The 24204-nt window shown below is 63.7% G+C and carries 23 protein-coding genes; 9 read left to right on the top strand and 14 right to left on the bottom strand.

Annotation, left to right across the window (positions count from 1 at the left end):
• Positions 1-372: 372 nt before the first annotated feature.
• Both LIG30_RS14440 and LIG30_RS27275 read right to left on the bottom strand, forming a co-directional pair.
• On the bottom strand, positions 373-1128 hold the full coding sequence (locus tag LIG30_RS14440; protein ID WP_051995034.1) for a hypothetical protein: 756 nt from the start codon (positions 1126-1128) through the stop codon (positions 373-375).
• 97 nt (positions 1129-1225) lie between these two features.
• Positions 1226-1426 (bottom strand): porin, encoded by a 201-nt coding sequence (locus LIG30_RS27275; protein WP_442856856.1) that lies wholly within the window; start codon positions 1424-1426, stop codon positions 1226-1228.
• A 35-nt stretch (positions 1427-1461) separates the two neighbouring features.
• Here LIG30_RS27275 and LIG30_RS27270 point away from each other — a divergent pair, with 35 nt between their 5' ends.
• The 3 genes from LIG30_RS27270 to LIG30_RS14425 all read left to right on the top strand — a co-directional run bounded on the left by LIG30_RS27270 (position 1462) and on the right by LIG30_RS14425 (position 3027).
• Positions 1462-1773 (top strand): GTP-binding protein, encoded by a 312-nt coding sequence (locus LIG30_RS27270; protein ID WP_038713277.1) that lies wholly within the window; start codon positions 1462-1464, stop codon positions 1771-1773.
• Positions 1774-2123: 350 nt separating this feature from the next.
• Entirely contained in the window at positions 2124-2489 is a 366-nt protein-coding gene (locus LIG30_RS14430) for a hypothetical protein (protein WP_038713312.1), read from the top strand.
• 22 nt (positions 2490-2511) lie between these two features.
• Entirely contained in the window at positions 2512-3027 is a 516-nt protein-coding gene (locus LIG30_RS14425; protein ID WP_038713276.1) for a YMGG-like glycine zipper-containing protein, read from the top strand.
• Between the two features lie 246 nt (positions 3028-3273).
• On the opposite strand, the gene LIG30_RS14420 is transcribed toward LIG30_RS14425, so the two are convergent.
• The 5 genes from LIG30_RS14420 to LIG30_RS14400 all read right to left on the bottom strand — a co-directional run bounded on the left by LIG30_RS14420 (position 3274) and on the right by LIG30_RS14400 (position 10882).
• Positions 3274-6321 (bottom strand): efflux RND transporter permease subunit, encoded by a 3048-nt coding sequence (locus LIG30_RS14420; RefSeq protein WP_038713275.1) that lies wholly within the window; start codon positions 6319-6321, stop codon positions 3274-3276.
• Positions 6318-7427, bottom strand: coding sequence for an efflux RND transporter periplasmic adaptor subunit (locus LIG30_RS14415; RefSeq protein WP_051995033.1), 1110 nt, complete (start codon positions 7425-7427; stop codon positions 6318-6320). Before LIG30_RS14415 ends, LIG30_RS14420 begins: the two co-directional genes overlap by 4 nt.
• Positions 7417-8823 carry a TolC family protein gene (locus tag LIG30_RS14410; protein ID WP_235510310.1) on the bottom strand — a complete coding sequence of 469 codons (1407 nt, stop codon included), beginning with the start codon at positions 8821-8823 and terminating at the stop codon, positions 7417-7419. The genes LIG30_RS14415 and LIG30_RS14410 overlap by 11 nt, the downstream gene beginning before the upstream one ends.
• 507 nt (positions 8824-9330) lie before the next feature.
• Entirely contained in the window at positions 9331-10143 is an 813-nt protein-coding gene (locus tag LIG30_RS14405; RefSeq protein ID WP_038713274.1) for an IclR family transcriptional regulator, read from the bottom strand.
• 172 nt (positions 10144-10315) lie between these two features.
• Entirely contained in the window at positions 10316-10882 is a 567-nt protein-coding gene (locus LIG30_RS14400) for a VOC family protein (RefSeq protein WP_038713273.1), read from the bottom strand.
• Between the two features lie 146 nt (positions 10883-11028).
• Between LIG30_RS14400 and LIG30_RS14395 the strand changes: the two genes are divergently transcribed.
• The 3 genes from LIG30_RS14395 (at position 11029) to LIG30_RS14385 (ending at position 14890) form a co-directional block, all read left to right on the top strand.
• The gene (locus LIG30_RS14395; protein WP_038713272.1) at positions 11029-11880 is read left to right on the top strand and encodes a fumarylacetoacetate hydrolase family protein; all 852 of its coding nucleotides are present in this window, start codon (positions 11029-11031) and stop codon (positions 11878-11880) included.
• 57 nt (positions 11881-11937) lie between these two features.
• Positions 11938-13461: a bifunctional 3-(3-hydroxy-phenyl)propionate/3-hydroxycinnamic acid hydroxylase MhpA gene (gene mhpA, locus LIG30_RS14390; protein WP_051995031.1), complete on the top strand. Its 1524-nt coding sequence runs from the start codon at positions 11938-11940 to the stop codon at positions 13459-13461.
• Positions 13462-13552: 91 nt separating this feature from the next.
• The gene (locus tag LIG30_RS14385; RefSeq protein ID WP_038713270.1) at positions 13553-14890 is read left to right on the top strand and encodes an MFS transporter; all 1338 of its coding nucleotides are present in this window, start codon (positions 13553-13555) and stop codon (positions 14888-14890) included.
• On the opposite strand, the gene LIG30_RS14380 is transcribed toward LIG30_RS14385, so the two are convergent.
• Complete coding sequence (locus tag LIG30_RS14380; RefSeq protein ID WP_038713269.1) at positions 14872-15780, bottom strand: LysR family transcriptional regulator; 909 nt, start codon at positions 15778-15780, stop codon at positions 14872-14874. The genes LIG30_RS14385 and LIG30_RS14380 overlap by 19 nt on opposite strands.
• A gap of 121 nt (positions 15781-15901) precedes the next feature.
• On the opposite strand from LIG30_RS14380, the gene LIG30_RS14375 reads away from it, so the two are divergent.
• Complete coding sequence (locus tag LIG30_RS14375) at positions 15902-16645, top strand: SDR family oxidoreductase (protein WP_038713267.1); 744 nt, start codon at positions 15902-15904, stop codon at positions 16643-16645.
• Positions 16646-16726: 81 nt separating this feature from the next.
• Here LIG30_RS14375 and LIG30_RS14370 read toward each other — a convergent pair whose 3' ends face one another.
• The 5 genes from LIG30_RS14370 to LIG30_RS14355 form a co-directional block, all read right to left on the bottom strand.
• Entirely contained in the window at positions 16727-17935 is a 1209-nt protein-coding gene (locus LIG30_RS14370) for a WD40/YVTN/BNR-like repeat-containing protein (protein ID WP_038713266.1), read from the bottom strand.
• A 111-nt stretch (positions 17936-18046) separates the two neighbouring features.
• Positions 18047-18316: a MoaD/ThiS family protein gene (locus tag LIG30_RS14365; protein WP_038713264.1), complete on the bottom strand. Its 270-nt coding sequence runs from the start codon at positions 18314-18316 to the stop codon at positions 18047-18049.
• Positions 18317-18327: 11 nt separating this feature from the next.
• Positions 18328-18492, bottom strand: a complete 165-nt coding sequence (locus LIG30_RS25340; protein ID WP_038713263.1) for an FmdB family zinc ribbon protein — start codon at positions 18490-18492, stop codon at positions 18328-18330.
• A 231-nt stretch (positions 18493-18723) separates the two neighbouring features.
• The gene (locus LIG30_RS14360; RefSeq protein WP_038713262.1) at positions 18724-19050 is read right to left on the bottom strand and encodes an antibiotic biosynthesis monooxygenase family protein; all 327 of its coding nucleotides are present in this window, start codon (positions 19048-19050) and stop codon (positions 18724-18726) included.
• A 56-nt stretch (positions 19051-19106) separates the two neighbouring features.
• Positions 19107-19745 (bottom strand): FMN-binding negative transcriptional regulator, encoded by a 639-nt coding sequence (locus tag LIG30_RS14355; protein WP_038713260.1) that lies wholly within the window; start codon positions 19743-19745, stop codon positions 19107-19109.
• 124 nt (positions 19746-19869) lie between these two features.
• Between LIG30_RS14355 and pdxR the strand changes: the two genes are divergently transcribed.
• Positions 19870-21381 (top strand): MocR-like pyridoxine biosynthesis transcription factor PdxR, encoded by a 1512-nt coding sequence (pdxR, locus tag LIG30_RS14350; protein WP_038713259.1) that lies wholly within the window; start codon positions 19870-19872, stop codon positions 21379-21381.
• Positions 21382-21545: 164 nt separating this feature from the next.
• On the opposite strand, the gene LIG30_RS14345 is transcribed toward pdxR, so the two are convergent.
• Positions 21546-22427 carry an ADP-polyphosphate phosphotransferase gene (locus tag LIG30_RS14345; protein WP_038713258.1) on the bottom strand — a complete coding sequence of 294 codons (882 nt, stop codon included), beginning with the start codon at positions 22425-22427 and terminating at the stop codon, positions 21546-21548.
• Positions 22428-23284: 857 nt separating this feature from the next.
• On the opposite strand from LIG30_RS14345, the gene LIG30_RS14340 reads away from it, so the two are divergent.
• The gene (locus tag LIG30_RS14340; RefSeq protein WP_038713256.1) at positions 23285-24187 is read left to right on the top strand and encodes a SphA family protein; all 903 of its coding nucleotides are present in this window, start codon (positions 23285-23287) and stop codon (positions 24185-24187) included.
• The last annotated feature ends 17 nt before the right edge of the window (positions 24188-24204 follow it).

Here is a 24204-nt window from a genome sequence, read left to right as displayed (position 1 = left end):
CTGCGGCGTTGGAGGCGCGCTCACGTGCTGCGGATTTCGATGGACGTGATTAACCGGATCGGCAACGAGTCCACCAAAATCGCATTCACGAACACCGAGTTGATGGTCAAGTCGGAGGCCGTTGTCGACCCGAAGCGGACGTCCAGGCTTCTCGTAAGCACCCATTCAAAGGCCGCTTACCCCGTGATATTGGACATCACTGGCCCTTCTACTGGACAGTAGAGTGCATGTGGCTGTTGTTTCACTACCGCTCAATACCGATTTCCGTAGGACCAATGCCATCACTCAAATGGATAATTTACAAACCCTGAGCTTTCCAAGGCTGCGAACAGAATTGAACGGTGCCCATCGCTCCGCCAGGGTTCTGTCAGTTCACTGTGTGCCTGCCGCGGCGCTTGGCCGGGGGGCTGGGCGCGGTATCGGCGGAGGCGGAGGCGGAGGAAGGGGCGGCAGCTCGCTGAGCGACCTGGCGTTCAGCGGTGGCAGTGCGTTTGGCGGCGGGACGGTGGACGCAGTCGGCGCTGCAGACGACACGGCGAGGTCATGGAACCGGCGCAGGTCGGCCGCGCTGAGTGAAATGGGCTGAGGAAGCCCACGGGGAGGTGGGTCCTTTTCATGCGCGGCGCGGCGCTGCTGGGCGATGGCCGAGGCAGCGGCCTGCATGGCAGTGTCGAGTGTGGGTGCGCTCAGTTCCAGACTCAGGCTTGCGTCTTCCCCTCTCGCCTTGATCAGATACGGTCCATACAGTTCGTCGTCGACCCCTTCTGAATTGATGGCGAGACGGGTCAGGGCATTGCGCCCGTCCCTGTCGTCAAGCACGCTGACTGACGCCCCGTTCTCGGGGAGAAACCTGTTCAGATTCGCACTGTCCCGTCCGCCGTCGACGGTGGTCCGGCTCGCGCTTTCGGGGCCGAAACGGTAGATCAGCGAGTGTTCTTCCGCCGTCCGTGCAATAGGCGCAGACGGGTCGGACGTGGTCCCCATGACGCAGTCGACCTGAACCTGGACATCAAAGAACGCGACCTTGCCCGCGTGCTGCCCGATGTCGTACAGCAGGTCGAGCAGCCTGGGGCTGGCGCCCGAATCGTCCTGCGGGCAGAACGTGTACCAGCCGGTGATGACCGGCATCGTCGCGTCGGGTGCCCGTCGCTTTCGCGACGGGATCGTCGTTACGGGATCAAAAGAAGTGGCGGATGCCGATACCGTATGTGCTGCCGGACGGATTCTATATCAGCTTGTCGTATGAATACACCGCGTACACGTCGGTGCGCTTTGACAGGGAGTAGTCATAGGCAATCGACGCCGTATGGCGAATCGTATGCTGGTTGCGCGGCGCGTTCTGCTTGGTGGTCGCCCATTCCGCCAGAATGGACGAGACGACGCCCACCGGCACACTTAATCCAGGCTCGTAGGTATGCGAACCAATGTTGGCCGTCGTGGTGTTGGTCGTCTGAAGTCATCATGCGCGACGACCCGCTGCCCAGCGAAGGCTTTGCCAATTGGCTGGACACCGTGATCGCGATGCGCGGCAAGGATGTGCTGCGCGTCAAAGGCATCGTGCATTTGGCCGAACACCCGGAACAACCGGTGGTGATTCATGGTGTGCAGCACCTGTTTCAGCCACCGCAATTGCTCCCGGCTTGGCCCGGAGCGGACCGCTGCACCCGCATCGTATTCATCACACGCGGCGTTGACGCGCAGGCGTTGGACGAATCGCTGAGTGTGCTGGCTCGGCGCCGTGCCCGCAACGTGGAGCCGCCCTCTCGCTCTTGAGAGGCCGTGCTGGACCTCGCGAGCGCTGAGCCGACGCGGTTGCGCCAGACACGCCCGCTACGCCATGACGGATTGGACCTCAAGTCTGTTGACGCGGATCCAGTCGACGGTGATAAGGACGACTACTTACGTGGCGATCGCGTGCAGTCGGGGCGTGCCGACACGGCGGCGGCTCGCCGGGAAGTCTTTGGGAAAGATTACATCCGCTTGCCGGCACGTCCTGGAAGTAACAGCAGTAACACCTCGTTTCACCGTGTGCGTACCCCCTGCGCCCCGTTCCAGTTTGGTATTCAATAGAAACAGCCCGGCTCAAGTGCGGGGCGGGCATGTTTTGGGGCAGGAAAGCAATCATGAACGGGCGAACCTTGTGCCGGCTGGCACTGGTGCTGGCCGCAATCATGGGGAGCGGTGCGGCGCTGGCCGATCATCCTCATTTCCACGGGGGCCATCGTGGCTTCCATCATTCCCACACGAGGGTCTTCATTGGCTCGGGTTTTGCCTTCGGCTATCCCTATCCGTTCGGCTACCCCGCCTACTTTCCGCCCGAAGTAGCGGCAGTGCCTACCTCTCCGCCCGAGTATATCGAGCAGGCCGACGACGTGGCGCAGCAGGATTACTGGTATCGCTGCGGGCAGCCCGAAGGGTATTACCCTTATGTCCAGGCGTGCCCGGGGGGCTGGCTCAAAGTCCCGGCACAGCCGCCGGCCAAAGACTGACTGCCGAAGAACAGGTGCGATCATGCAAGCCTTTGCTTCTCCATCCTTTTTTTCCCTGGTCACATTGGCGCTTGCCGCCTGCACGGCCATGCCGACCGGTCCCGATGTGATGGCGCTGCCCGGAACCGGCAAGAGCTTCGAGCAGTTTCGGGCCGATGACGCTGGCTGTCGCCAGTATGCGCTCGGCCAGGTTGGCGGGGTCAGTGCGGCGCAGGCGAGCACGCAAAGCGCGGTAGGCAGCGCGGCGGTCGGCACCGCGGTGGGCGCGGCGGCCGGCGCAGCCTTCAACGGGGGCTCTGGCGCCGCGGTGGGGGCGGGGGTAGGGCTGCTAACCGGCGCCGCCGTGGGCGCCGGCAACGCGCAATACGCGGGTCATGGCGTGCAGCGCCGCTACGATATGGCCTACGTGCAGTGCATGTATGCGCGGGGGCACCGTGTGCCGATTTATGGCCATATGGTCGCTGCGCCGCAGCTTGGGCAGCCAAGCGCCCACACCCCACCGCCGCCTCCCCGGAGCCTGCCCGGCCCCGTGCAATAGCGTTGTGAGCGCGAATTGCCAGCGTCCGGCGAACCAGTCCCGCGGTTGCGCCGACGTCTGCTTCCGGAGCTGATGCAAGCGTTCGTCGACGCGGAGCTGGTTTGGGCAACACCAGTGGATCGCTTTCAGTCTCCCGCTCTAATTCTCGTGATCACGATCACGGATCGGTCCCTTCGCTGCGTCGATCAGTTTGATCGAAATGCGCAAGGGTGAGCGGGACATTTGCGTATCTTCCGGCCGCCGGGATCACTTGGTCTTTCTCATCAACAGTTGCAGCAGCACGGGCAGTACGAGCAGCACCAGCGGCAATTGCACGATCAACCCCGAAATGATCGCGACCGCCAACGGCTGCTGCATCGCGGAACCCTGCCCCAATGCGAATGCGAGCGGCAGCAGTGCGAGAATCGCGGCGATCGTCGTCATCGCGATCGGGCGCAGCCGGTTTCGCCCCGCTTTGATCAGCGCCTGCTGGAGCGGAACGCCTTCGTCCAGCACGAGGCCTTGCAGTTCCGATACGTAGAAGATCGCGACCTCGGTCACGATCCCGATGATCATCGTCATGCCCATCATCGCCGAGATGTTCAGCTCGATGCCGGTCACCCACAGTCCGATGAATACCGCGCCCGCCGCGAATAGCGGCATCGTCATCACGGCAAGCGCGACACGAAAACGCTCGTACAGGAACAGAAGCAGGCCGAACACGAGCGCGACCGCCGCGCCGAACACCGTCACCAGTCCCTTGAATGCGATCTGCTGTTGCTGGTACAGGCCACCCAGCTCGTAGTAGACGCCGGCAGGCAGCAGACTGGATTCGCCGAGCGCCTTCTGCACGTCGGCAATCGTCGAACCGAGGTCGCGGCCGTCGATGCGCGCGGTCACCGCGACCATCCGCTTCAGGTTGTCCCGGCTGATCTCCGGCTGGCCGGTCACTGGCACGCGGTCCGCAACGCGGCTCAACGCAAACAGATGACCATCCGGTGCGCGGATTTCCAATTGCCCGAGTTGCGTATCGGTCAGCTTCATTGCATTTGCGACGCGCACGCGCACGCCGACTGTCTTCGGCCCCGTCTGGAACTGCGTCGCGACGCTGCCTTCGACCATGTCGGACACCGCCTGCGCGATCGACTGCGGGTCCATGCCTTCCGCCGCGGCGGCTTCGGGCCGGATGCGCAGTTCGAGCGCGTCGCCGGCCGGATTGATGCCGTTGTCGACGTCCACGATGCCGGGGATCTTGCCGATTCGCGCCGCGACCCGTTGCGCAGTCGTGTCGAGCGTGTCCTGATCGTCCGAATAGATCTTGATCTGCACCGGTTGCGGCACCGCGGTCAGATCGCCGATCAGGTCCTCCATCAGTTGTGCCAGCTCGATGCTGGCGCCCGGCACTTGCGTCTCGATCTTCGAGCGGATCTCTTCCATCACGGACGCGATCGGCTCGCGATTGTCCGACTTCAGCCGCACGAAAAAGTCGCCCTTGTTCGGCTCGTTCAGGTCGCCGCCGAGGCCGGCGCCCGTGCGGCGCGAATAGGTGGCGACGTTCGGATTCGCGCGGATGATCGCCTCGATCTGTTGCATCAGCCGGTCGGTCTCGGTGATCGACGTGCCCGGTGCAGTGTGGTAATCCAGTACGAAGCCGCCTTCGTCCATCGTCGGCATGAAGCCGCTTCCGACGCGGGTGAATGCGAGCGCCGCGACCATGACGAGCGGGATCAGTCCGATCAGCACGAGCGGCGGCCGTGCGGTCACGTGCTCGATCAAATATGCGTAGCGCTGGTTCATCCATTGCGCGAAGCGCGACTCGGTGTGCTCCTCGGCGTCCTTCGCCTTCAGCCAGCGGTCGCACAGGATCGGCACCGCGAGCCACGTGACGAGAAATGATATGAAGAGGGCGCTTGCCATCGTCACCGACAGCGCCTTGAAGAACGCACCTGTCACGCCGGACAGAAATGCGAGCGGCACGAAGATGATCAGCGTAGCGGCCGACGAGCCTGCCAGGGGGCGCGTAAATTCGAGCGCCGCGCTCATCACGCGGCCGTGGAATGCCTGAGCGCCGGCCTCGCGCATCCGCCGCATGATGTGCTCGATCATCACGATCGCATCGTCGATCACGAGGCCGACTGCTGCCGCCATCCCGCCCAGCGTCATGATGTTGAAGCCCATGCCGAACACGTCGAGCAGCAGGATGGCGGCGGCCATGACGACCGGCACGACCGCTACCGCGATCGCGGTGATCTTCCAGTTGCGCAGGAACGCGAACAGCGTGAACGCGGCGAGCAGGACGCCGATCAGGATCGCGTCACGCACGCTGCCTGCCGACGCAATCACGAGTTCGCTCTGATCGTACCAGTTGGACAGATGCACGCCCGGCGGCATCTGATGCTGGAACGCCGCGAGTTTCGCCCGGACCTCCTTCGCCATGGCGACGCTGTTCGCGCCCGGTTGCTGGAATATATTGATCAGCACCGCATCCTGGCCGTCGGCCGTCACGCGCATCCATTGCGGTGTCACGCCCTGGCGGACCGATGCAATATCGCCGAGGCGGATCTGCGTCGCGCCGGTTGCCGATACAACGACATTCTTCAACTGGTCGATCTGCGTGATTGTCGTATCCGCGATCACGAGGTATAGCTTGTAATGATCTTCGATGCGGCCGGTTGCCATCAGTACATTGCTCGCGCCGATCGATTTCGACACATCGGCGAGCGACAGTTTGTACGCGGCAAGGCGCGCAGGATCGATCGCCACTTCGAATTCGTCCTGCGCGCCGCCCATCACGTCGACGCGCGCGACGCCTGCCACCGACGACAGCAGTGGCCGCATCTGAAACTGCGCGAGATCGCGCAATGCCGACGGCGACTGCTGTTTCGACGTCAGGCTGTACGCGAGCACCGGGAACACGGTCGGGTCCATCCGCCGCACTTGCATCGACGTGCCTTGCGGCAGTGTCGCGAGAATCTCGCTGATTGCCGACTGCGCCTGCAGCGTGGCCTGCGCCATGTCGGTGCCCCAGTCGAAGTTGATCGAAATCTGGGCGGACCCGCGGCTCGTCGTCGACTGCACGTCACGTACGTTCGGCACCCGGCGCAGTGCTTCCTCGACGGGCATCGTGACCAGTGTTGCCATCTGCTCGGCGGGGCGATCGCCGGCGTCGAGCGAGACGACGGCGCGCGGAAACGCGACGTTCGGAAACAGCGAGATCGGCAGACGGAATGCCGTCAGCGCGCCGGCAAGCGCGGCGAGCACGATCACGAACAGCAGAGACCGCCGGTGCCTCTGCATCCACTGGCCGAAATTCATCGTGCGATGCTCCCGACGATATGCACGGTCATGCCGTCCTTCAATTCATAGTTGCCGCTGACGACGAGCGGCAGCGCGCCGTCGAGCATGCCGTCGACGCCGTAGCGGTTGCCGTCCTCGACCTTCGTGAGCACGGTGACACGGCGCGCCTTGCGATCTGGCGTGATCTGAAACACGTATTCACCCTTTTCGTCCCTCAATACCGCCGAGCGCGGAACGACCCAGTGCTCGCCCGTGAGCGTCGCGATATCGGCACGGACGCGCGTGCCCGGGATGAACGAGGTCTGGCCGACCGGCACGTTCGCGCCGACATTGACGAGCTGGCTTTGCGCATCGACCGACGCGCCGACCATGACCACGCGGCCCGCCACCGCGGCCTTCGCAAGCGCGGTGGACAGGCCGTGCAGCGTGACGACGTCGCCGACATGAACGGTGGCGGCATCCGCCGGTTCGATGCCGAGCATCACGTTTGCGCGTGCGTCCTTGCCGCTCGCCGCAGCGGCCAACTGCATGATCGCGGTGCCAGCCTGCACCTGATCGCCCTGCGCAACGGACAACTGGAGCACGACTGCGTCGACCGGCGCGACGATTGTCCTGCTGCCCGCGGCAATTCCCATCTGGGCCTGTGCGTCGAGCGTCTGCTGCGCATCCAGCAATGCCTTCTTCGCGGCGGCAAGCTGCGATTGAGTGGCGAGGCCCTTGTCATATAGCGATTGTGTGCGGCCGAGTTCGTCATGCGCGAGCGTCAGCGCGCTTCTCGCCTGGCTGGCGGCGATGACTGCGGCCGGGTCGGCCTGAACGACGGCAAGCGGCGTGCCGCGCTTGACGGCTTGCCCCTGTTGCACGCGTATCTGCGCGATCCGCGCGATGTACGGCAGGTTCACCGTCATCACGTTCGACGCGGAGGCCGCGACGATACCGTACGCCCGCACCGGCTGCGCAATCGTGTCGCGCTGGACATGCGCGGTCTGGACCGTGGCGACCGCGGCATCAGGCGTGTCGTCGGCATGTGCGGGCAGGTTCCAGCCGGCCGCGGCAGCAACGAAGGTGGCGGCACCGCATGCCGCAACACGCCGGACCTGTATGGAAAATCGGTTATTTCGCATGGGTTTCGGTGAAAGTCCGATCGGAGGAGAAGGCGTCGGGAATCGTGCTGCCGAGCAGCGCCTGCAGACCGACGCGCTGTTCGGCGAGCGATTCGCGCAGCGTCGCGACATCAACGCGCTTCGAAAGCGCTGCGGTCTGCGCGTCGGTGTACGGGCCGATCGTGAGATTGTGATCGGCATACGCTTGCGCGGCATGCCGCGCGTCGCCGTCGACTCCGGGCAGCGCGGCTTGGGCTTGTTCGAGCTGACTGGCGAGAATCGCGCTGTCCGCGCGCATGTGCATCACGTCCGCGTACGCCTGGTTCAGTCGATTCTGGTATTCGTCGCGCAGCCGCTGGCGCGTGGCTTTTTCGATTGCGACGTTGCCCTGATTGCGGTTGAAGATCGGCAGGCTCAGATTGATCTGGAAGCCGCTGGTGTAGATCTCCGACGTATCGCGTGCGCGGACGAATCCGACCGACAGGCTCGGAAACTGGCTAAGGATCGCTGCGCGATATTTCTGCTCCTGTGCTTGATAGCCCGCCTGCAGCGCGAGCAGGTCGGGGCGCCGTTTCGGCAACGACGCGACGGCCTCGTCGATAGTCGCATCGGCCACCGGCGTTGCGTCGTCGTCACCCGTGAGCTGCAGGTGCACATCGGGGGCGAGCCCGAGCAGCGCGTTGAGATCGTGATGGGTCTGCTCCGCCGCGCGCTCGGCGTCCGTGTATTGCTTGCGGGCGTCGTTGTACGAAGTGAGCGAGGCTGTCAAAGTATCTTCGGTCAGGTTGCCCTCACGTCGTGCTTCGGCCATCCGTTCATAACGCGTGCGCGTCAGGTCGCGCTGTTGCTCCAGCAACGGCAATGTTTCGTCCTGGAGGCGAGTCTTCAGGAACAGTTGTTTCGCCTGCGCGACGACCTGCCATTCCTGCCACAGCAGGCCAAGATCGGTTTTGGCGACCGTCGCATCGGCCGACTTCTTGTTGGCGGCGCGCGTGACGATCGCCATCACGTCCATGCTCAGGCCGTAATTGAACGCGCGAGAGAAACCCGCAGCGCCGGGATAGTCACTTGAGACGCTCAGTTGCGGATCGGGCAGCAGACCTGCCGAAAATGCCTGTGCGCGAGCGATGCCGAGATCATCACGAGCCAGTTTCAGATCGGGATTGTTCGCGACGGCCAGCATCGCGACTTCCTCGATATCGAGTCCGTCGGACGGATCGAAGCGATGTGCGGCCAGTTCCGGCAGCGGCATCGTCGCCGGGTCAATCCGAATCCGCTCGAGTGAGCGCGCTGATGTCGACGTATCCTGGGCCGACAGTGGTTCGGGGTGGTACCAGGCACAGCTTGCAATGAAGAGCACGCACATCGGCGCGAGGGCACGCAGTGACGCACGACAAGCGGCGTAAGGGGTTTGCAAGTTCAGGCTCCTGACGGGACGCGGCACGAGTGCGAAGTCGCGGTGGGACTCGCATCTGGACGCGGGCTATTCTGCCGAAACTTGCTTAACTAAGCGTTAACATGCCGGCAGGCGTGATGCGTGAGCGGAAACGAAATAGAGTCGGGCAGCCTCGGAACAACCGCGGAAGGAACAGGAACGACCGTGGGGGGCATGGGTCGCTCCGTAACGATGGCGGACTGAGGCCCCGACGTAGACGGGCAAGATTCCCGACGACGATTTTTCTGAGCGTTCCCGTGCCCGAGGACACCTTCTCTGAGACGGGTGACCCTGGCCCGGAAAACCGTCCCGTTTGAAACAAGTCTGGCGTATGAATTTGTGGCGGATGCGTGGTTCGACGGCCGTCGGTTACAGACGCTTCCGGGAGGAATTGGGCGATAGCCAATGCGAGATGAAGCGACAACGATCGTGAGTCTTCGAGCGCGATCGAATTACACCGACCACGCGCGGATTGCAAGCAGTGCTGAACTATGCCGACCGTTTTGCCGGCGATACGGCGTGCGATGCCGCCGCTGTCGCCGTCCCCCGGCTCTCGATGACCGCCCGCGTGCGCTGTGACGTTCGCGCCGCCGCTTCCCGCAGCGATTCGACCAGACGTTCCAGATTGACGAACTCGAGTCGTTGGGTCGGGATGATCAACGCAAGCGATCCGACCGCTTCACCGGAGTCGTCGGTAAACAGCGACGACGCCAGCGCCGAAACGCCGAGTTCCAGTTCGTCTCTCGACAGATAAAAACCCGCGCGCCGAATCTTGAGCAGCGAAGCCCGGAATGCTTCGAGCGTCGTCCCGAGGCCGCTTTGTGCGATGTCCTCCGGGTACTGTTCGAACAGTGTCGCGAGCTTGGCTTTCGGGAAGGTGGACAGGATCGCCTTGGGAGCGGCCCCGAGAAACAGCGGCCTGGGCCGGCCCCGGCCGTATCGGAGGTCCAGCGCCGCATCGTGTGTTTCCCGATGCGTGTCGACAAGCTCGTTTCCATACCAGCGCGACATCACGACATCGAAGCCGGAATGCTCGCTCAACTCACGCATGATCGGCTGGCCGACCGCAAGCAGCGGGTCCGACGCGCGCAGGTGGTAATCAAGCTTGATGATGCGAGGACCGAGGCCATACTCTCCGCCGGTAAACCGTACGAGCAAACCGGCATCCACGAGCTCGCGCACGTAGCGATAAGCCGTCGGGGCCGAACAACCGAGTTCGGCGGCAACGTCATCGGCGGACAGGAACGGCTTTGCCTCCGAAAACAGTTCGAGTATGGATAAGAGTCTGGTGATGCTCGACATCTAGGCGCTGAGCTCCTTGTATGTGAGCGGATTATAGCCATAACCAACGCGCTCTCCGCCCGCCCCGTCGCCGCTCACGGCAAACGGTCGTCCGCGCGGTTGTCAGCCTGTTTCGCGCAGGGCACCGGGTTTGTGCTTGCCCGATGGGTGGCCAACCGGGCAAGCCACATGCTTACGCAACGCCCATACGCACGGCCATCTCGGCTTCCCAATCGCTGCGCGGCCTGAATCCCGGCAGTGCGCGCGCATGGCGTTCAACAGCAGCCATCAGTTCCACGTCGGGCAGGTCGAAGTCCACGGGCACCCGCATCGGTTGATCGACGTACCAGGGGGTGTCGATGAAGAGCTCCAGGCGGTTGCCCTCGGGATCGCGCGCGTAGATCGAAATCGCGTTGCCGTGCGTGACGGGGCGGATCTCTTCCAGGCCTTCCGACACAAAGCGCGCGTGAAACTGCCTGAGCGTGGCGAGACTGTCCGCTTCGAACGAAATCTGGTTGATTGGATTGAACGCCAGATGCTCGGGGCGACCGCTCGCGAGCACGACCTGATGATGAACTGCAGGATCGCGGCTCAGGAACACCAGCCGCACTTCGCCTTGCGGCGTCTGCAGCGCGCCGCGATCCGTCACGGTGAACTCCATCACCCGCGAATAGAAGTCTTCCTCCCGCGCCAGATCGCCCACGTAAAAGCCCATGTGACTCAGGGACAGGCCGCGTCGCGCCTTCTTCATACCTTCCATGCTCGTCTCCGGTAGTGATAAACCCTGACTAAAAACACGTTGTTTCAGTCATTAAACATAGCGTATTCTCAAAATACGATAAACGCACGACTTTTATGAGGTCGGTGGCGTTGGTCTGGCAGCGTTTTTATCTACTTGGAGCATCAATGAAACTCGTCAGCTTTTCTACCCATCAAGGCCCCTCGTTCGGCGTCGTTCAGGGCAACAGCGTCGTCGATCTCGGCAAGCGCCTCGGCGGCCGTTATGCCGACCTGAAGGCGCTGATTGCCGCCGACGCATTCGGCGAGGCCGTCCAGGCGGCCCAGGGCGGTCAGGGTGACTACCCGCTGTCGGAGGTGACGCTGCTGCCGGTGATTCCGAATCCCGGGCAGATTTTTTGCGTGGGGCTCAACTACGCGGAACACGTCAAGGAGACCAATCGCGAAACCACCGAGCAGCCGGTCATCTTCATGCGGCTCCCGGCTTCGCAAGTGGGCCACGGACAGCCGATGCTGCGCCCGCCCGAGTCCGTGCAGTTCGACTACGAGGGTGAAATCGCCGTGATCATCGGGCGCGGTGGACGGCGCATCGCCGAGGCCGACGCGTGGAATCACATCGCCGGGTATGCCTGCTACAACGACGGCTCCGTGCGCGACTGGCAGCGCCACACGTCTCAGTGGGGGCCGGGCAAGAATTTTTATCGCACCGGCGCATTCGGGCCGTGGATGGTGACGAGTGACGAGATCGAGCCGAACGCGCTGATGACGCTCGTCACTCGCCTGAACGGGCAGGAAGTGCAAAGCGCGACCACGCAGATGCTGATTCACGGCATCGCCAGGCAGATCGCCTATCTGTCGACCTTCACGCCGCTCTCGCCCGGCGACGTGATCGTCACCGGCACGCCGGGCGGCGTCGGCGCAAAGCGCAATCCGCCGCTGTTCATGAAGCCCGGCGACCGGGTCGAAGTGGAAGTCGACCGGATCGGTGTCCTCTCCAATCCGGTTGCCGACGAAGCGTAACGATCGTTGCCGGACGCGCGCTTCGCGCGTCCGGCGTCTCATCAGGCGGACGTAGACATGTCAGACAAAACCATTTCGATGCACGCGTGCGACTACGATGTCGCCATCATCGGCCTCGGCCCCACCGGTGCGACGCTGGCGAACCTGTTGGCGATCGAGGGCTTGCGGGTACTCGTGCTGGAGCGCGACCAGGATATTTTCGCGTTGCCCCGCGCGGTGCACTTCGACGGCGAATGCATGCGGGTGTTTCAGGGCATCGGTATCGCGGACGCGCTGCTTCCGAACCTGTTCGTCGGTCCCGGCATGAAGTTCGTGAACGCAGCGGGCAAGCTGCTCATCGACTGGGCACGCCCCACGTGTATCGGCCCGCACGGCTGGTGCGCGAGCTACAAGTTTCATCAGCCCGATCTCGAGAACGCGTTGCGCGATCGCCTGGCGCTGCAAGCCAACGTGGACGTACGGCTGCGTCATGAAGTGTTTGCGCTCGACGAAACGAGCGATGGCGTCCGGCTTCGCTTCGAAGACACCCGCTGCGGCAAGCTCGGCCATGCCACCGCCCGCTACGTCGTCGGCTGCGATGGTGCACGCTCGATTGCGCGACGGTTCATGGGCACCGAGCTCACGGATCTGAAATCGCACGAGCGCTGGGTCGTCGTCGATGTATTGCTCGACGCCCCGCGGCCGGACCTCGGTGACTTCTCCATTCAATATTGTGATCCGGCGCGCCCGACGACATACACCCGTGGGCCGGGAAATCGCCGCCGTTGGGAAATCATGGTGATGCCGGGCGACGATGCGACGAAGCTCGCGTCCCCCGAATGGCTGTGGGACAAGCTGGCCCGCTGGATTTCGCCGGCCGATGCACGACTCGAGCGTTCCGCGATCTACACGTTCCACTCGGTCGTGGCCAACGGCTGGCGCCGCGGCCGGCTGCTGCTTGCCGGAGATGCCGCGCATCAGACGCCGCCCTTCATGGGCCAGGGAATGGCTGCCGGGGTTCGCGACGCATCGAATCTCGCATGGAAGCTTGGCGCCGTGATTCGTGGCGATGCGCCTGATCGTCTGCTCGACACCTACGAATCGGAACGTTCGCCTCATGTGCGCGAATTTATCGAAACCGCCGTGCAACTCGGTTCGGTGATTCAGACGACCAATCCTGACGCCGCGAACAGCCGCGACAGCGAAATGAGCGCCGCGATTCGCAACTTCGTCACGCCGCAACCGAAGCTGGGCCCGGGCGCCTGTCTCGACGATTCGTCGTCGGCCCTGGTTGGACAGGTCGCCCCCCAGCCCCGCCTGGCGGACGGACGCTTGATGGATGACGTCGTCGGATATCGATTCGCACTCCTTGTGTCACCAGAGTTGCTCGCCGGATGCGACGACATCGCCGGTCGCGCCACACAGGCGGGCGTCCACATCGTCAGCGACGGGGCAGCCGTGAATGCGTGGCTGGCGTCAACGGGTGCCGCAGCAGTGCTGATCCGCCCCGACCGCTACGTGTATGGCGTCGCACACGACACCGCATCGTTGCACCGCCTGCTCGAACACGCATTCCCCGCGCTGCAAACGGCGAGCGCGTAAGTGGCTCGGCGCGCAATAGGCCATGAAGCGCCGATACGCGTCGACCACGCACACCTTTTGGACGAAGAAGCCAACAATCTTTGGAGACCTCATGGAAATATCTCACCCCACGGTCGGTGCCGCTGGTCATGTGCACTCGCCGGGCTTGTCGCGGGCGCAGTGGAAGATGATTCTCATCGCGAGCCTGGGCGGTTCGCTGGAGTTTTACGACTTTATCGTCTACGGCTTCTTCGCCCATCAGATCGCGGCCCAGTTCTTTCCGAACGCCTCGTCGTTGATCAGCATGCTGGCCGCGTTCTCCGTGCTGGCCATCGGCTACGTCATCCGGCCGCTCGGCGGCATCGTCCTCAGTAGCTGGGGGGACCGTTACGGCCGGCGTCCGGTCTTCCTGGGCTCGATCGTCGTGGTCACCACGGCCACCCTCTGTCTGGGTTTGCTGCCGAATTTCCAGAGCTTGGGCATCACGGCTTCAATCCTGCTGATCCTGTTGCGGATGCTGCAAGGCTTCTGCGTCGGCGGAGAAATGCCGGGTGCGATCACCTACGCCGTGGAAGCGGCGCCGCATCGTGCGGGGCTGGCCGCAGGCATCATCATCTGTGCGGTCAACGTGGGCGTCCTGCTTGCCACATTCGTCAATCTCGGCATTCAGAGCTACCTCTCCAGTGCCGACGCGGCGGCATATGGCTGGCGGATCGCGTTCCTGTTCGGCGGGGCATGCGGGCTCGTGTCCTACTGGATGCGCCGCAATCTGGACGAATCGCCCGAGTTCAAGGAAATGCATGGCGCGGTCGTCAAGCAGCCATTTCGCGAGACGCTGCAGCATCACGGCAAAGCGGTCGTGGCGGGAGCGCTCACGATCGCCGTGATGGCCGGCGTGAACGGCATTCTCTACGGTCACATGCCCGCCTATCTGGTCCAGCAGCTGCACTATGTACCGCGGACGGCGGCAATCGCCCAGAATGCCTATCTGATCGTCAGCTCGTTCGGCCTGCTCGCTGCGGGCTGGCTCGGAGACAGGATTGCGCGCCGATATCTGTTGCGCGTGTCGGCGGCACTGCTGGTTGCGCTGAGCTATCCGTTTTATTGGGCGCTCGTGAATCACACCGTCGATCCGGTCGTCTTGTTCGTTCTCGCCGCCGTGGTTTTCTCACTGGCAAGCGGTACGTGGGCCTCCGTGCTCGCCGATCAATTTCCCGTGCAGGTCCGGTTCAGTGGAATCGCCCTTGCGTACAACATCTCGGTGGTCATGTTCAGCGGCTTTGCTCCGTTGCTCGCCACCATGCTGGTTCGCGAGACCGGCTCGTTGACGGCGCCAGCCTACTACGTCATCGGGGCATGCGCGGTCGCGCTGCTTGCGAGTTTTGCCTTGCCCAAGGCGAGTCTGCTGCCGGGTTCGACGCAACCACCGTCTCAACGTCCGCGCGCCTGATACGGCACGTCCCGGAATAACGCCTCCAGCCACTGGGTAAAGATCCGCACGCGCGGCGACAGCTGGCGGTTATGCAGGTACAGCACCGACACGGGCATCGGCGGTGGCGGGAACGCCGGCAGGACGACCCGCAGCCGGGCGGCGGCGAGTTCGTCCGCTATCCGGTAGCGCGGCACCTGGATCAGCCCCGCGCCGGCGACGGCCGCGCCGGTATACAAATCGGCGCCGGTCACGGAAATCGTCGAATCGACCCGGACGTCGACGTCCTGCCCGTCGACCCCGAACGTGAGCGGGATCGCTTTTCCAGTGGCGCTCGACACGTAGTTCACCGCGAAATGCCGCGCAAGCTCGTCGAGATTGGCGGGTTCGCCGAACCGCGCGAGATAGCCCGGACTCGCGACGGTGACTTGCTCCATCGACGCGATCTGGCGGCCGATCAGCGACGAGTCGCGCAGCGTGCCGGCGCGCAGCACGCAGTCGATCCCCTCGCGCACGAGATCGACCAGCCGGTCGTCTTCGCCGACGTGCAGCCGCAGATCCGGATAGCGGCTCAGGAATCCGGGGAGCGCCGGCATCACGAAGTGTCGCGCGAGCGTGCCCTGGAGGTTCACGACCAGCAGGCCCTTGGGCCGCGCGTCGCGAAACGCGCCCTCCGCCTCCTCGACGTCGGCCAGCAGGCGGACGCATCGATGATAGTGCGCGTCGCCGTCGTGGGTCAGACGGACCTGGCGCGTGGTGCGCTCGAGCAGCCGGGTGCCCAGACGCAGTTCGAGGCGCTTGATCAGGTTCGTGATCGTCGCGCGCGGGATGTTGAGGTCGTCGGCGGCTTGCGAGAAGCTGCCGCGCTCGGCGATCCGGACGAACGCCTGCATTTCCTGAAAACGGTCCATGACGGTATCGGCGATTCGATAATTAAAGCAAATGGAATAGTAATGCGAAAACGCCACTAATTATCTCAGATAGAACATCGATCATCATCCTGGTCAGCTTCCCACCGATCAGGAGATTTCAATGAACGCAGACAACCATTCCGGCATTGCCCTCGTGACGGGCGCCTCCCGCGGCATCGGCATGACGATAGCGCGCCGTCTCGCGCGCGACGGCTTTGCGGTTGCGGTCAACTACGCATCAGGCTCGGACGCGGCCGACGCGCTCGTCGCGGAACTGATCGGGGACGGCGGCAATGCGATCGCCGTGCAAGGCGACGTGTCGAAGGCTGGTGACGTGCGCCGCCTGTTCGATACGGTCGAGCAGACGCTCGGCAAGGTCGACGTGTTGATCAACAACGCCGGAATCCTGACGATCGCGCCGCTTGCCGACACGACCGACGACGTGTTCGAGCAAACTTTTGCGATCAACGTCGGCGGGGTGTTCAACACGCTGCGCGAGGCGGCGGCGCGGCTGAACGACGGCGGACGGATCGTCAACCTGTCGAGCACCACACTCGCGCTGAACCTGCCCGGCTATGCGATCTACAACGGCACCAAGGCGGCAGTCGAGGCGTTCACGCGCGTGTTCGCGAAGGAGTTGCGCGGCCGCCGCATCACGGTGAATTGCGTGGCGCCGGGTCCGGTGGCGACGGACCTGTTCCTGAGCGGCAAGACAGACGAACAGATTGCGCAATTCTCGAAGATGCCGCCCCTGGAGCGCCTTGGGCAGCCGGAGGACATCGCGAGCGCGGTGGCGTTCCTCGCGGGGCCTGACGGCGCGTGGGTGAATAGCCAGGTGCTGCGTGCGAACGGCGGGCTGGCCTGATCGGACGGCGCGGCGTCGATCGAGGCGCGCATCGCGTGTGATCGACGCCGGAGAGGCGCGGCGCCGTCGCGCCGGCGCCGGCTATCCAAACCGCACGCAATAAACAGGCGGCAAATGCGCTGAAACCAGATGCCAGTTCTCGCCGCCGTCGCCGGAGGTCCAGAGCGCGCCGGTGGTTGACCCCATCGCGAGGCGCGTGCCGGAGTCGTCGATAGCGAGCCCGTGCCGATACACGAGGTCATACGCCGGCGCGGGCGGCAATCCGTTCGAGAAGCGCTCGAACGTGCGGCCGCCGTCGCGTGTGCGCGTGACGACGAACCGGCCGTCCACCGGGATCCGGCACTGGTCTTTCACGGCGGGCACGAACCACGCGGTGTCCGGCTCGCGCGGGTGCACGGCAACCGCGAAGCCGAAGCTCGACGGCTGCGCTTCGATCCGCTGCCAGTGCGCCGCGCCGTCGGTCGAGCGGAAGATCGCGCAGTGATGCTGCGTCCACAGCATGTCCGGGTTGGCCGCGCATTGCACGACGCGGTGCGGGTCCTGCACGTTGGCATCGCCGCGCCGCTCCGGCGGCATGTAGTCGGCCTCCATGCCGTCGGAACTCAGGCGCCAGGTCGTGCCGCCGTCGGCGGTTTGCCAGACGCCGCCGCTCGACACGCCGATCGTCACGTGCCGGCTGTCGCGCGGATCGACCATCACGGAATGGATGCCCGGCGCGTCGTAGCCGCCTCCGAACCATTCGCGCCGTTCCGGGCGATCCCACAGCGCACGGTTGAGCACCCATGTGTCGCCGCCGTCGCCGGAACGGAACAGGCCGCCGGGAATCGTGCCGGCCCACAAGACGCCCGGCTCGTCCGGGCCGCCGGTTTCGAGCGACCAGATTTGCTGAAGTGTCCACGGAGGAGACGGCGGGGTGGGGGCGGTGGCGCCCGGGTTGTCGGCATTCGCACCCGCACCCGCGCCCGCACCCGCACTCGTGTCCGTGTCCGTGTCCGCGTTCGCGTTCGCGTTCGCGCCATCGCCGGTACGCGCGTCGTCGGCGGGCTGCGGTGGGTAAACGGGGACCGCGCACTCTTCCCACGCCGTCATGCCCGCGCGCCGGCGATGCAACTTCACGCCGAAGTGGCCCAGATTGAGCGCGGCATACAGCGATCCGTCGCGCGGATCGGGCAGCACCATGCTCACTGGCTCGCCGATGAAATACGGCTCATCGAGCGTCCAGCCGCCGTCGCCGTCGGCTTGCAGAACGAATAGTCCCTTGCGGGTTGCGACGAGCAATCGATCGTTCATGTGGCGTGTCTCCTGTCGATCGGATGTCGATCGAAGTTGGCGCTTCAGCGCTTGCTCAGGCCCCATGCGTTGCACGCTGATCCCGTACAAATCCAGTACGGATGGCGTCCTTTATCCGCCTGACAGTGCCGGTACGACATAAACCCGGCTTTCCTCGCCGAGCGCATCGGAAAGATGCTGCCGGTCGCGCACCGGCCGCCCGTCTACGAACACGGTGAGATGTCGTCGCAGCGAGCCCTGATCGTCAAGGAGGTAGCCGCGCAGTCGGGGTTGCGCGGTGAAGATGGCGTCTAGCGCTTCACCGAGCGTGCGCGCGTCGATCTCGCGCTCCGGCGTCGCGATATGTCGTTGAATCGATGCAGCGAAGAAGATGTGCGCCATGACGGAATGGCTCAACTCTTCCTTGAAGTCTTGGGGACGAATGATGTAGGTACGTGTTGAACCTGTTCGCTTCCGCAATCGGGACAACGCGGATGCGCGGATTCGTGTTCGGCGAGATGCTCGACGCTCTCGAACGTCTTGCCGCACTTTTCGCAGCGGTATTGGTAGGTCGGCATGCCAGTCCTCCGGAATCTGCTCTGCGTGTGCGTATCAGTATGGTTCGTGGTGGCGCGAACGCAAAGGTGCCGTGAACCCGCATTGATGCGATTTCAGCGCCGGATCGGGAGAACCGCGGATGGAACCCGGCGATATCGGGATCGAAACCCGGCTGGTACGCGTACGCGGCCAGGTTCACATCAGCGCGCTCGCCTCAACGGCACCGTGAACACAAGCCGGCGCGGACTCGATTACGCAGGTTGATCTTCCGTCGGGTTCACAAGCCTGCCATCCCCATACTCCCGGATGACCTTCGCAATGACGACGCGGTAGCCGTCGAGCCAACGGGCTTGCTTCGACTTCGCTTCGACGTGAGCCGGATGACTGATCAGCTTCAGCAGCGCCTCTTCCGACTCCCAGAAGTAGACGTTCTGGATCAATCCTGCGGCGGCATTTTCCCAGGTCTCCTCGCCGAGGTACCCGGGAATGGCGCGTGCCACTTCGGCGATCCGCCGGTCGAGGCGATGGAATTCGTCGTCGTACTGACCGGCTTTGAAAATGAACGTGGAGGCGTACATGGAGCGTCCGTTGAAGATATTTTATTCTGCCGGGCGCGTTCCCGGGGCGAGTCGTCCTATTCCGGCTTCCCGGCGGCGTGAGCGAGCATTGCGTTGCCTATCCGGAAGTTCTCGCGCGCATTGAGTGCTTCGCCGGCGCCGCGAATATCCCGCGTCTCCTTGTTCTGGCTCAGCTTGTTCTTGCCCGTCAATCGCGTGATGTCGATCTGCAAGCCGACGATCGATTTCAGCATCGCATCGAGGTAATCCTTCGGTGCGTCGGCCATCTTCCACGGCTGCGGTTGCGACGCCTCGTGCGTGCGGGTCAGCCGGCCGACCACGCCGCGCACGTAGCGCTCGTCGTCACGAACGGTGACGCGTCCGTAGGCGTGGACGACGATGTAATTCCAGGTCGGCACCTGCTTGTGGGACTCGTGCTTGCTCGGATACCAGCTCGGGGAGATGTACGCGTCTCCCGCGTGAAAGACCACGAGCACTTCGTCGCCGTCCGCGATGTCCTGCCAGACCGGATTGGCGCGTGCCACGTGCGCGCGCAGCACGCCCAACCCGCCATCTTCGGCTTCCAGCTCAAACGGAAGGTGGTTGGCGTCCAGCCCGCTCTTGCCATGCGTAATCAGCGTGCCGAACGGATGTTGCGCGATGCGCGCGTGCAGCATGTCGAGGCTGGGTTCATTGAAATGGGCGGGTACGTACATGTCGATTCCACTCGCTTGCGGAGGTGCCGAAGGGCGCCGGTTCGAATTGCCTGCGGGCCCATTGTGGTGGAGAACTGGTTTATTCTACAGAGCCAGTTTGTGAAATTTTGATTGAGCCGGAATCATGGCGAGAACAGCCCGGATCGCGGAAATCCCGTCGATCGGAACATTGGATCGCACGGCCGGCCACCTGAGCCGCCAGGTGGCGCAGGCGTTGCGGGAAGCGGTACGCAACGGGACGATCGCGCCGGGCGATGCGCTGCCGTCGACGCGCTTGCTGGCGGCGTCGCTGCAGGTCGCGCGCGGCACGGTGATCGAGGCCTACGAGCAGTTGATCGCCGAGGGCTTTCTGGAGTCGAAGGCCGGCGCCGGCACGCGCGTCGCGCAAGCGCTCGCCGAGCCGCAGCCGCAGCCGCAGCCGCAGCCGCAGCCGGCAACGGAAACGCGCGCAACCCGCCGGCGTGTCGCCCGGCCCGGCTTGCCTGAGCCCGCGACGGCGTTCGCGCGGATCGCGCAGGAGTTCAGGCCGCTTCCGCCGGTGCCATTCGCGGTTTCCGTTCCTGTCGGCCTGACGGCGCCGTCCGACATCTGGCGGCGGCTCGGCAACCGTCTGCGCGCGAAGGGTCCCGGCGCGCCGGCCGGTTATGCCGATCCGCTCGGCGCGTTGCCGCTGCGCGAGGCAATCGCCGGCTACGTGCGCCGGTCGCGCTCGGTGCGTTGCGAAGCCGGTCAGGTCATCGTGACCAGCGGGACGCAGCAGGGGCTCTTTCTCGCGTGTCAGGTGTTGCTGGGTTCGCGCGACCAGGCATGGGTGGAGAATCCCGCCTATCGTGGCGTGACGGCGATACTCGAGAGTACGGGCCATCGCGATACGATGGTTCGCGTGCCGGTCGATGCGGAAGGCATCGATGTCGACGCAGGGATCCGGATGGCGCCGCACGCGCGTGCCGCGTTCGTCACGCCGTCGCATCAGTATCCGTTGGGCATGCCGATGAGCATGGCGCGGCGCAATGCGTTGCTCGCATGGGCGCGTGCCAGCCACGCGTGGGTCGTCGAGGACGACTACGACAGCGAGCTCCGATACCAGGGCTATCCGTTTCCGTCGCTTCAGGGACTCGACCCGGATCGGGTGATTTATCTCGGCACGTTCAGCAAGATCCTGTTTCCGTCGCTGCGGCTCGGCTACCTGATCGTCCCCGAGGATCTGGTCGATGCTTTCTGCGGCGCGCGCGTGCTGATGGACCGTCATCCGCCGAACGCCGACCAGCATGTGCTCGCGGCGTTCATGGCGGAGGGCCATCTGGAGCGCCACATTCGCAAAGTCCGCCATGTGTACGCCGATCATCGCGCCAGGCTGATCGAGACACTCGATGCGTTGCTTCCCCGGGAGCTGGCATGGGTGGAGCCGGGCGACCAGGGCATGCACCTCGTCCTTTGGCTGGCGCAACGCATGGACGATCGAAAAGTGGTCGAGCTGGCCGCACAGGCTGGCGTCGCCGTGCGTGCCGTATCGCCGACGTTTGCGCCGGGAACCGGCCGCCCTGGACTGATTCTCGGCTTTGGGGGATTCAGCGACACGCAGATGAAAGCGGCCGCGCAACGTCTTGCCGCCGTTATCGCCGAAGCAGCGAAGTGACCCGGACGAGATCAGGATGCCGTGCGAAAGCCAGCCATGCGGGATGGCCGATATCGGCGGCAAGGGAGCGGCTCGCAAACCGGAAGGGCGACTTTCTCTGCGCGGTGTGCGATGGGGGCCGCGTCGCCCCTTCGATATTCAGTGTGTGGGTGTGCGGCCCCTGACTACCGGGCTTCCTCTTCGGCGAGCTGTGCCCGAATCCCGGACAACTCCTTTCGCCGCGCCGCGGTTGTCTCGGGATACTGCAGGTCCAGGCTCTCGAGCGTGTCCAGGATGACCTGCGAAACGATGAGCCGGGCGTTCTCCTTGTCATCCGCGGGCACGACGTACCACGGGGCGGATTCGGTGCTGGTCGCACTGAGACACTGCTCGTAGGCGGTCATGTATTGCGCCCAGAATTTCCGCTCTTCGATGTCCGCAGCACTGAATTTCCAGTTCTTTTCGGGTTCGTCGATGCGTGCGAGAAAGCGCTTGCGCTGCTCCTCCTTCGAGAGGTGCAGGAAGAACTTGACGATGCGCGTGTCGTTGCGATGCAGGTGACTCTCGAGGTCGTTGATCGAACGGTAGCGGTTCTGCCATATCGCCGCGCCGGAGCCGGCCTCGCGCGACAAGCCTTCGCCGCGAAGGATCTCCGGATGCACGCGAAGGATCAGCACTTCTTCGTAATAGGAGCGGTTGAAGATTCCGATCCGGCCGCGCTCGGGAAGGTCGCGAGTGGTACGCCAAAGGAAATCGTGCTGAAGCTCCTCCGCGCTAGGGTGCTTGAAACTGAACACCTGGCATCCCTGCGGGTTGACGCCCGACATGACGTGCTTGATCACACCGTCTTTTCCCGCCGCATCCATCGCCTGGAAAATGAACAGCACCGCGTAGCGATTGTCCGCATAGAGCACGCTTTGCAGCGCGCTCAGTTGCTTGATGTGGCCGGCCAGCATCGCGCGATACTGATCCTTCGATTTGTAGACCGGGGTGACGCATGTCGGCCACTTGTCGAGTTCGACCGCAACGCCTTCGCGAACCCGAAAGTCGTCGGAATTTATTTTCATGTCCGTTCTCCTGACCAGAGCCGAATGCATTCGCCGGCGACGGCGATAAAGCGGCACGGGCTTCGAAATTTACTGGCCGGCATGTTCGTCTTTATCGCTGAAACGTCTTGACTGAGACAAACAAACTATTTTACAGCGTGCCCGCAGACGACGAGGATGCCGCCTGCTTCCAATAACGGAAACCTCTCTGGAGGAGACACGCCATGCCTGAAAAAGCGATCGATCGCGACGCGCGGCCGACTCGCGCGATGCCGCGACCCCACATGCACCCGTCGACCTGATCCGCCGGCCGGCCCGCGAGCGGGTGCCGAAGAGACACGCCAATGGCGCCGATCCGTGCCGCATGGCGAGCGATCCGGGCGAACCGCGCCCGTGTGGCGGGAAAACGCACGCACCGTGAATGCCCGTACGCCTGAGGCGACCGCCAGTGCTCTGCCGCTGAAGTTCTTCCTGGAACCTGCCTGTTTCGCCGGCCCTCCCGTGAGGCTGGCGCTGGCGCGCGAACGATCTCGTCCCTAGCGACGTGAAGATCGACGCAGATGCGTGAAGGTCCGCCAGTCGGCCAGCCTTGCCTGTCGCTGACGCTGCGAATCAATCTACGCGCATCACCAGAAATGGCGCCTCTTTCGAGTCGGGAATATCGGATGCCGGCATGAAGCATGCCTCATGGCGCCGACTGCGCGCGAATCGCCAGCGTGATGCCGTATACGCGTTATTCAAGGATCGCGAAATACCGTTCAGGCGGACACGGCAATCCATCTGGTTTTCAGGCTCGTGCGTGACGATTATATATTTTTGAATCGCCTTTGTTTATTCAAACACAAATATTTTAATAAATATCAATATCGGGACATGAAATGAAAAAATCCCCGCGCCTGTTGACCCTGTCTGCGCTTCTGCTCTCTCTCTGCCTGCCCGCAGGCGCAACCGAAAACGGCCAGACCACCTACCCCGTCGGCGTCAGCACGGAACTGGACGGCGTCATGCCGCCGGTCGGCGCGACCGAGTTCTACAACTACACGGAACTCTATGTAGCGAACAAGTTCGTCGGCAATAACGGTCAGAGCATCATTCCGGGCTTTCACATCGCGGCGGAAGTGACTGCGCCGCGAATCGTGCACACATGGGCTGGCTGGGGCCCGTTTTCGTGGTCGAGCGGTATCGTCGGATCGCTGTTCCATACCCATCTGAATGCGGAGGGCGCGTCGGGCAATCGCACCGCGATAGGCGATACGCTGCTGCAACCGTTGATTCTCAGCTACAAGAACCCGTCGCATACGTTCTTCATCTTTTTCTCGCCCGAGTTCAGCGCGCCGACCGGCAGCTATCAGGCCAACCGGATGGTCAATACCGGGGTCAATTACTGGACGGTGCAGCCGAGCGTCGGCATCACGTGGTTTCCGAGCCCGCGATGGGAAATGTCGGCGAACCTGCAAACCGAGTTCCATGCGCCGAATAAGGAGACGCACTATCACTCCGGCGATCTCTCGAGCATTGACTGGCTCGTCGGGTACGACGTGACGAAAAAGGTTCAGCTCGGCGTGCAAGGTTACTACCTCAAGCAGTTCACCGATGACACGGTAAATGGCCAGAGCGTTCCCGGCGGCGGCTTCCGCGGGCAGGCCGCCAGTATCGGCCCGCAGTTCCGTTATGAATGGGGCCCGGGCGCCGGCTTCATTCTCAAGTACGAACACGAGTTCGCGGTCAGGAATCGCCCGCAAGGCGATCGTTTCTGGGCGGAAGTGGCGTTCCCGTTGTAATCGCCAGCGTGCTGCGG

The organism is Burkholderia sp. lig30, assembly GCF_000687455.2.
Taxonomy (GTDB): domain Bacteria; phylum Pseudomonadota; class Gammaproteobacteria; order Burkholderiales; family Burkholderiaceae; genus Burkholderia.
Note: the sequence above shows the minus strand (reverse complement) of the source record. Positions and strands in the feature narration are given on the sequence as shown.

What these genes read in the sequence shown, in the direction of transcription:
- pdxR (WP_038713259.1), top strand. Translation starts at nt 19,870, where the DNA reads ATGGCGAGAACAGCCCGGATCGCGGAAATCCCGTCGATCGGAACATTG.
- LIG30_RS14365 (WP_038713264.1), bottom strand. Translation starts at nt 18,316, where the DNA reads ATGGCGCACATCTTCTTCGCTGCATCGATTCAACGACATATCGCGACG.
- LIG30_RS27270 (WP_038713277.1), top strand. Translation starts at nt 1,462, where the DNA reads ATGCGCGACGACCCGCTGCCCAGCGAAGGCTTTGCCAATTGGCTGGAC.
- LIG30_RS14420 (WP_038713275.1), bottom strand. Translation starts at nt 6,321, where the DNA reads ATGAATTTCGGCCAGTGGATGCAGAGGCACCGGCGGTCTCTGCTGTTC.
- LIG30_RS14430 (WP_038713312.1), top strand. Translation starts at nt 2,124, where the DNA reads ATGAACGGGCGAACCTTGTGCCGGCTGGCACTGGTGCTGGCCGCAATC.
- LIG30_RS14380 (WP_038713269.1), bottom strand. Translation starts at nt 15,780, where the DNA reads ATGGACCGTTTTCAGGAAATGCAGGCGTTCGTCCGGATCGCCGAGCGC.
- LIG30_RS14375 (WP_038713267.1), top strand. Translation starts at nt 15,902, where the DNA reads ATGAACGCAGACAACCATTCCGGCATTGCCCTCGTGACGGGCGCCTCC.
- LIG30_RS14385 (WP_038713270.1), top strand. Translation starts at nt 13,553, where the DNA reads ATGGAAATATCTCACCCCACGGTCGGTGCCGCTGGTCATGTGCACTCG.
- LIG30_RS14340 (WP_038713256.1), top strand. Translation starts at nt 23,285, where the DNA reads ATGAAAAAATCCCCGCGCCTGTTGACCCTGTCTGCGCTTCTGCTCTCT.
- LIG30_RS14360 (WP_038713262.1), bottom strand. Translation starts at nt 19,050, where the DNA reads ATGTACGCCTCCACGTTCATTTTCAAAGCCGGTCAGTACGACGACGAA.
- LIG30_RS14405 (WP_038713274.1), bottom strand. Translation starts at nt 10,143, where the DNA reads ATGTCGAGCATCACCAGACTCTTATCCATACTCGAACTGTTTTCGGAG.
- LIG30_RS25340 (WP_038713263.1), bottom strand. Translation starts at nt 18,492, where the DNA reads ATGCCGACCTACCAATACCGCTGCGAAAAGTGCGGCAAGACGTTCGAG.
- LIG30_RS14370 (WP_038713266.1), bottom strand. Translation starts at nt 17,935, where the DNA reads ATGAACGATCGATTGCTCGTCGCAACCCGCAAGGGACTATTCGTTCTG.
- LIG30_RS14400 (WP_038713273.1), bottom strand. Translation starts at nt 10,882, where the DNA reads ATGGAAGGTATGAAGAAGGCGCGACGCGGCCTGTCCCTGAGTCACATG.
- LIG30_RS14345 (WP_038713258.1), bottom strand. Translation starts at nt 22,427, where the DNA reads ATGAAAATAAATTCCGACGACTTTCGGGTTCGCGAAGGCGTTGCGGTC.
- LIG30_RS14415 (WP_051995033.1), bottom strand. Translation starts at nt 7,427, where the DNA reads ATGCGAAATAACCGATTTTCCATACAGGTCCGGCGTGTTGCGGCATGC.
- LIG30_RS14425 (WP_038713276.1), top strand. Translation starts at nt 2,512, where the DNA reads ATGCAAGCCTTTGCTTCTCCATCCTTTTTTTCCCTGGTCACATTGGCG.
- LIG30_RS14355 (WP_038713260.1), bottom strand. Translation starts at nt 19,745, where the DNA reads ATGTACGTACCCGCCCATTTCAATGAACCCAGCCTCGACATGCTGCAC.
- LIG30_RS14395 (WP_038713272.1), top strand. Translation starts at nt 11,029, where the DNA reads ATGAAACTCGTCAGCTTTTCTACCCATCAAGGCCCCTCGTTCGGCGTC.
- mhpA (WP_051995031.1), top strand. Translation starts at nt 11,938, where the DNA reads ATGTCAGACAAAACCATTTCGATGCACGCGTGCGACTACGATGTCGCC.
- LIG30_RS14440 (WP_051995034.1), bottom strand. Translation starts at nt 1,128, where the DNA reads ATGCCGGTCATCACCGGCTGGTACACGTTCTGCCCGCAGGACGATTCG.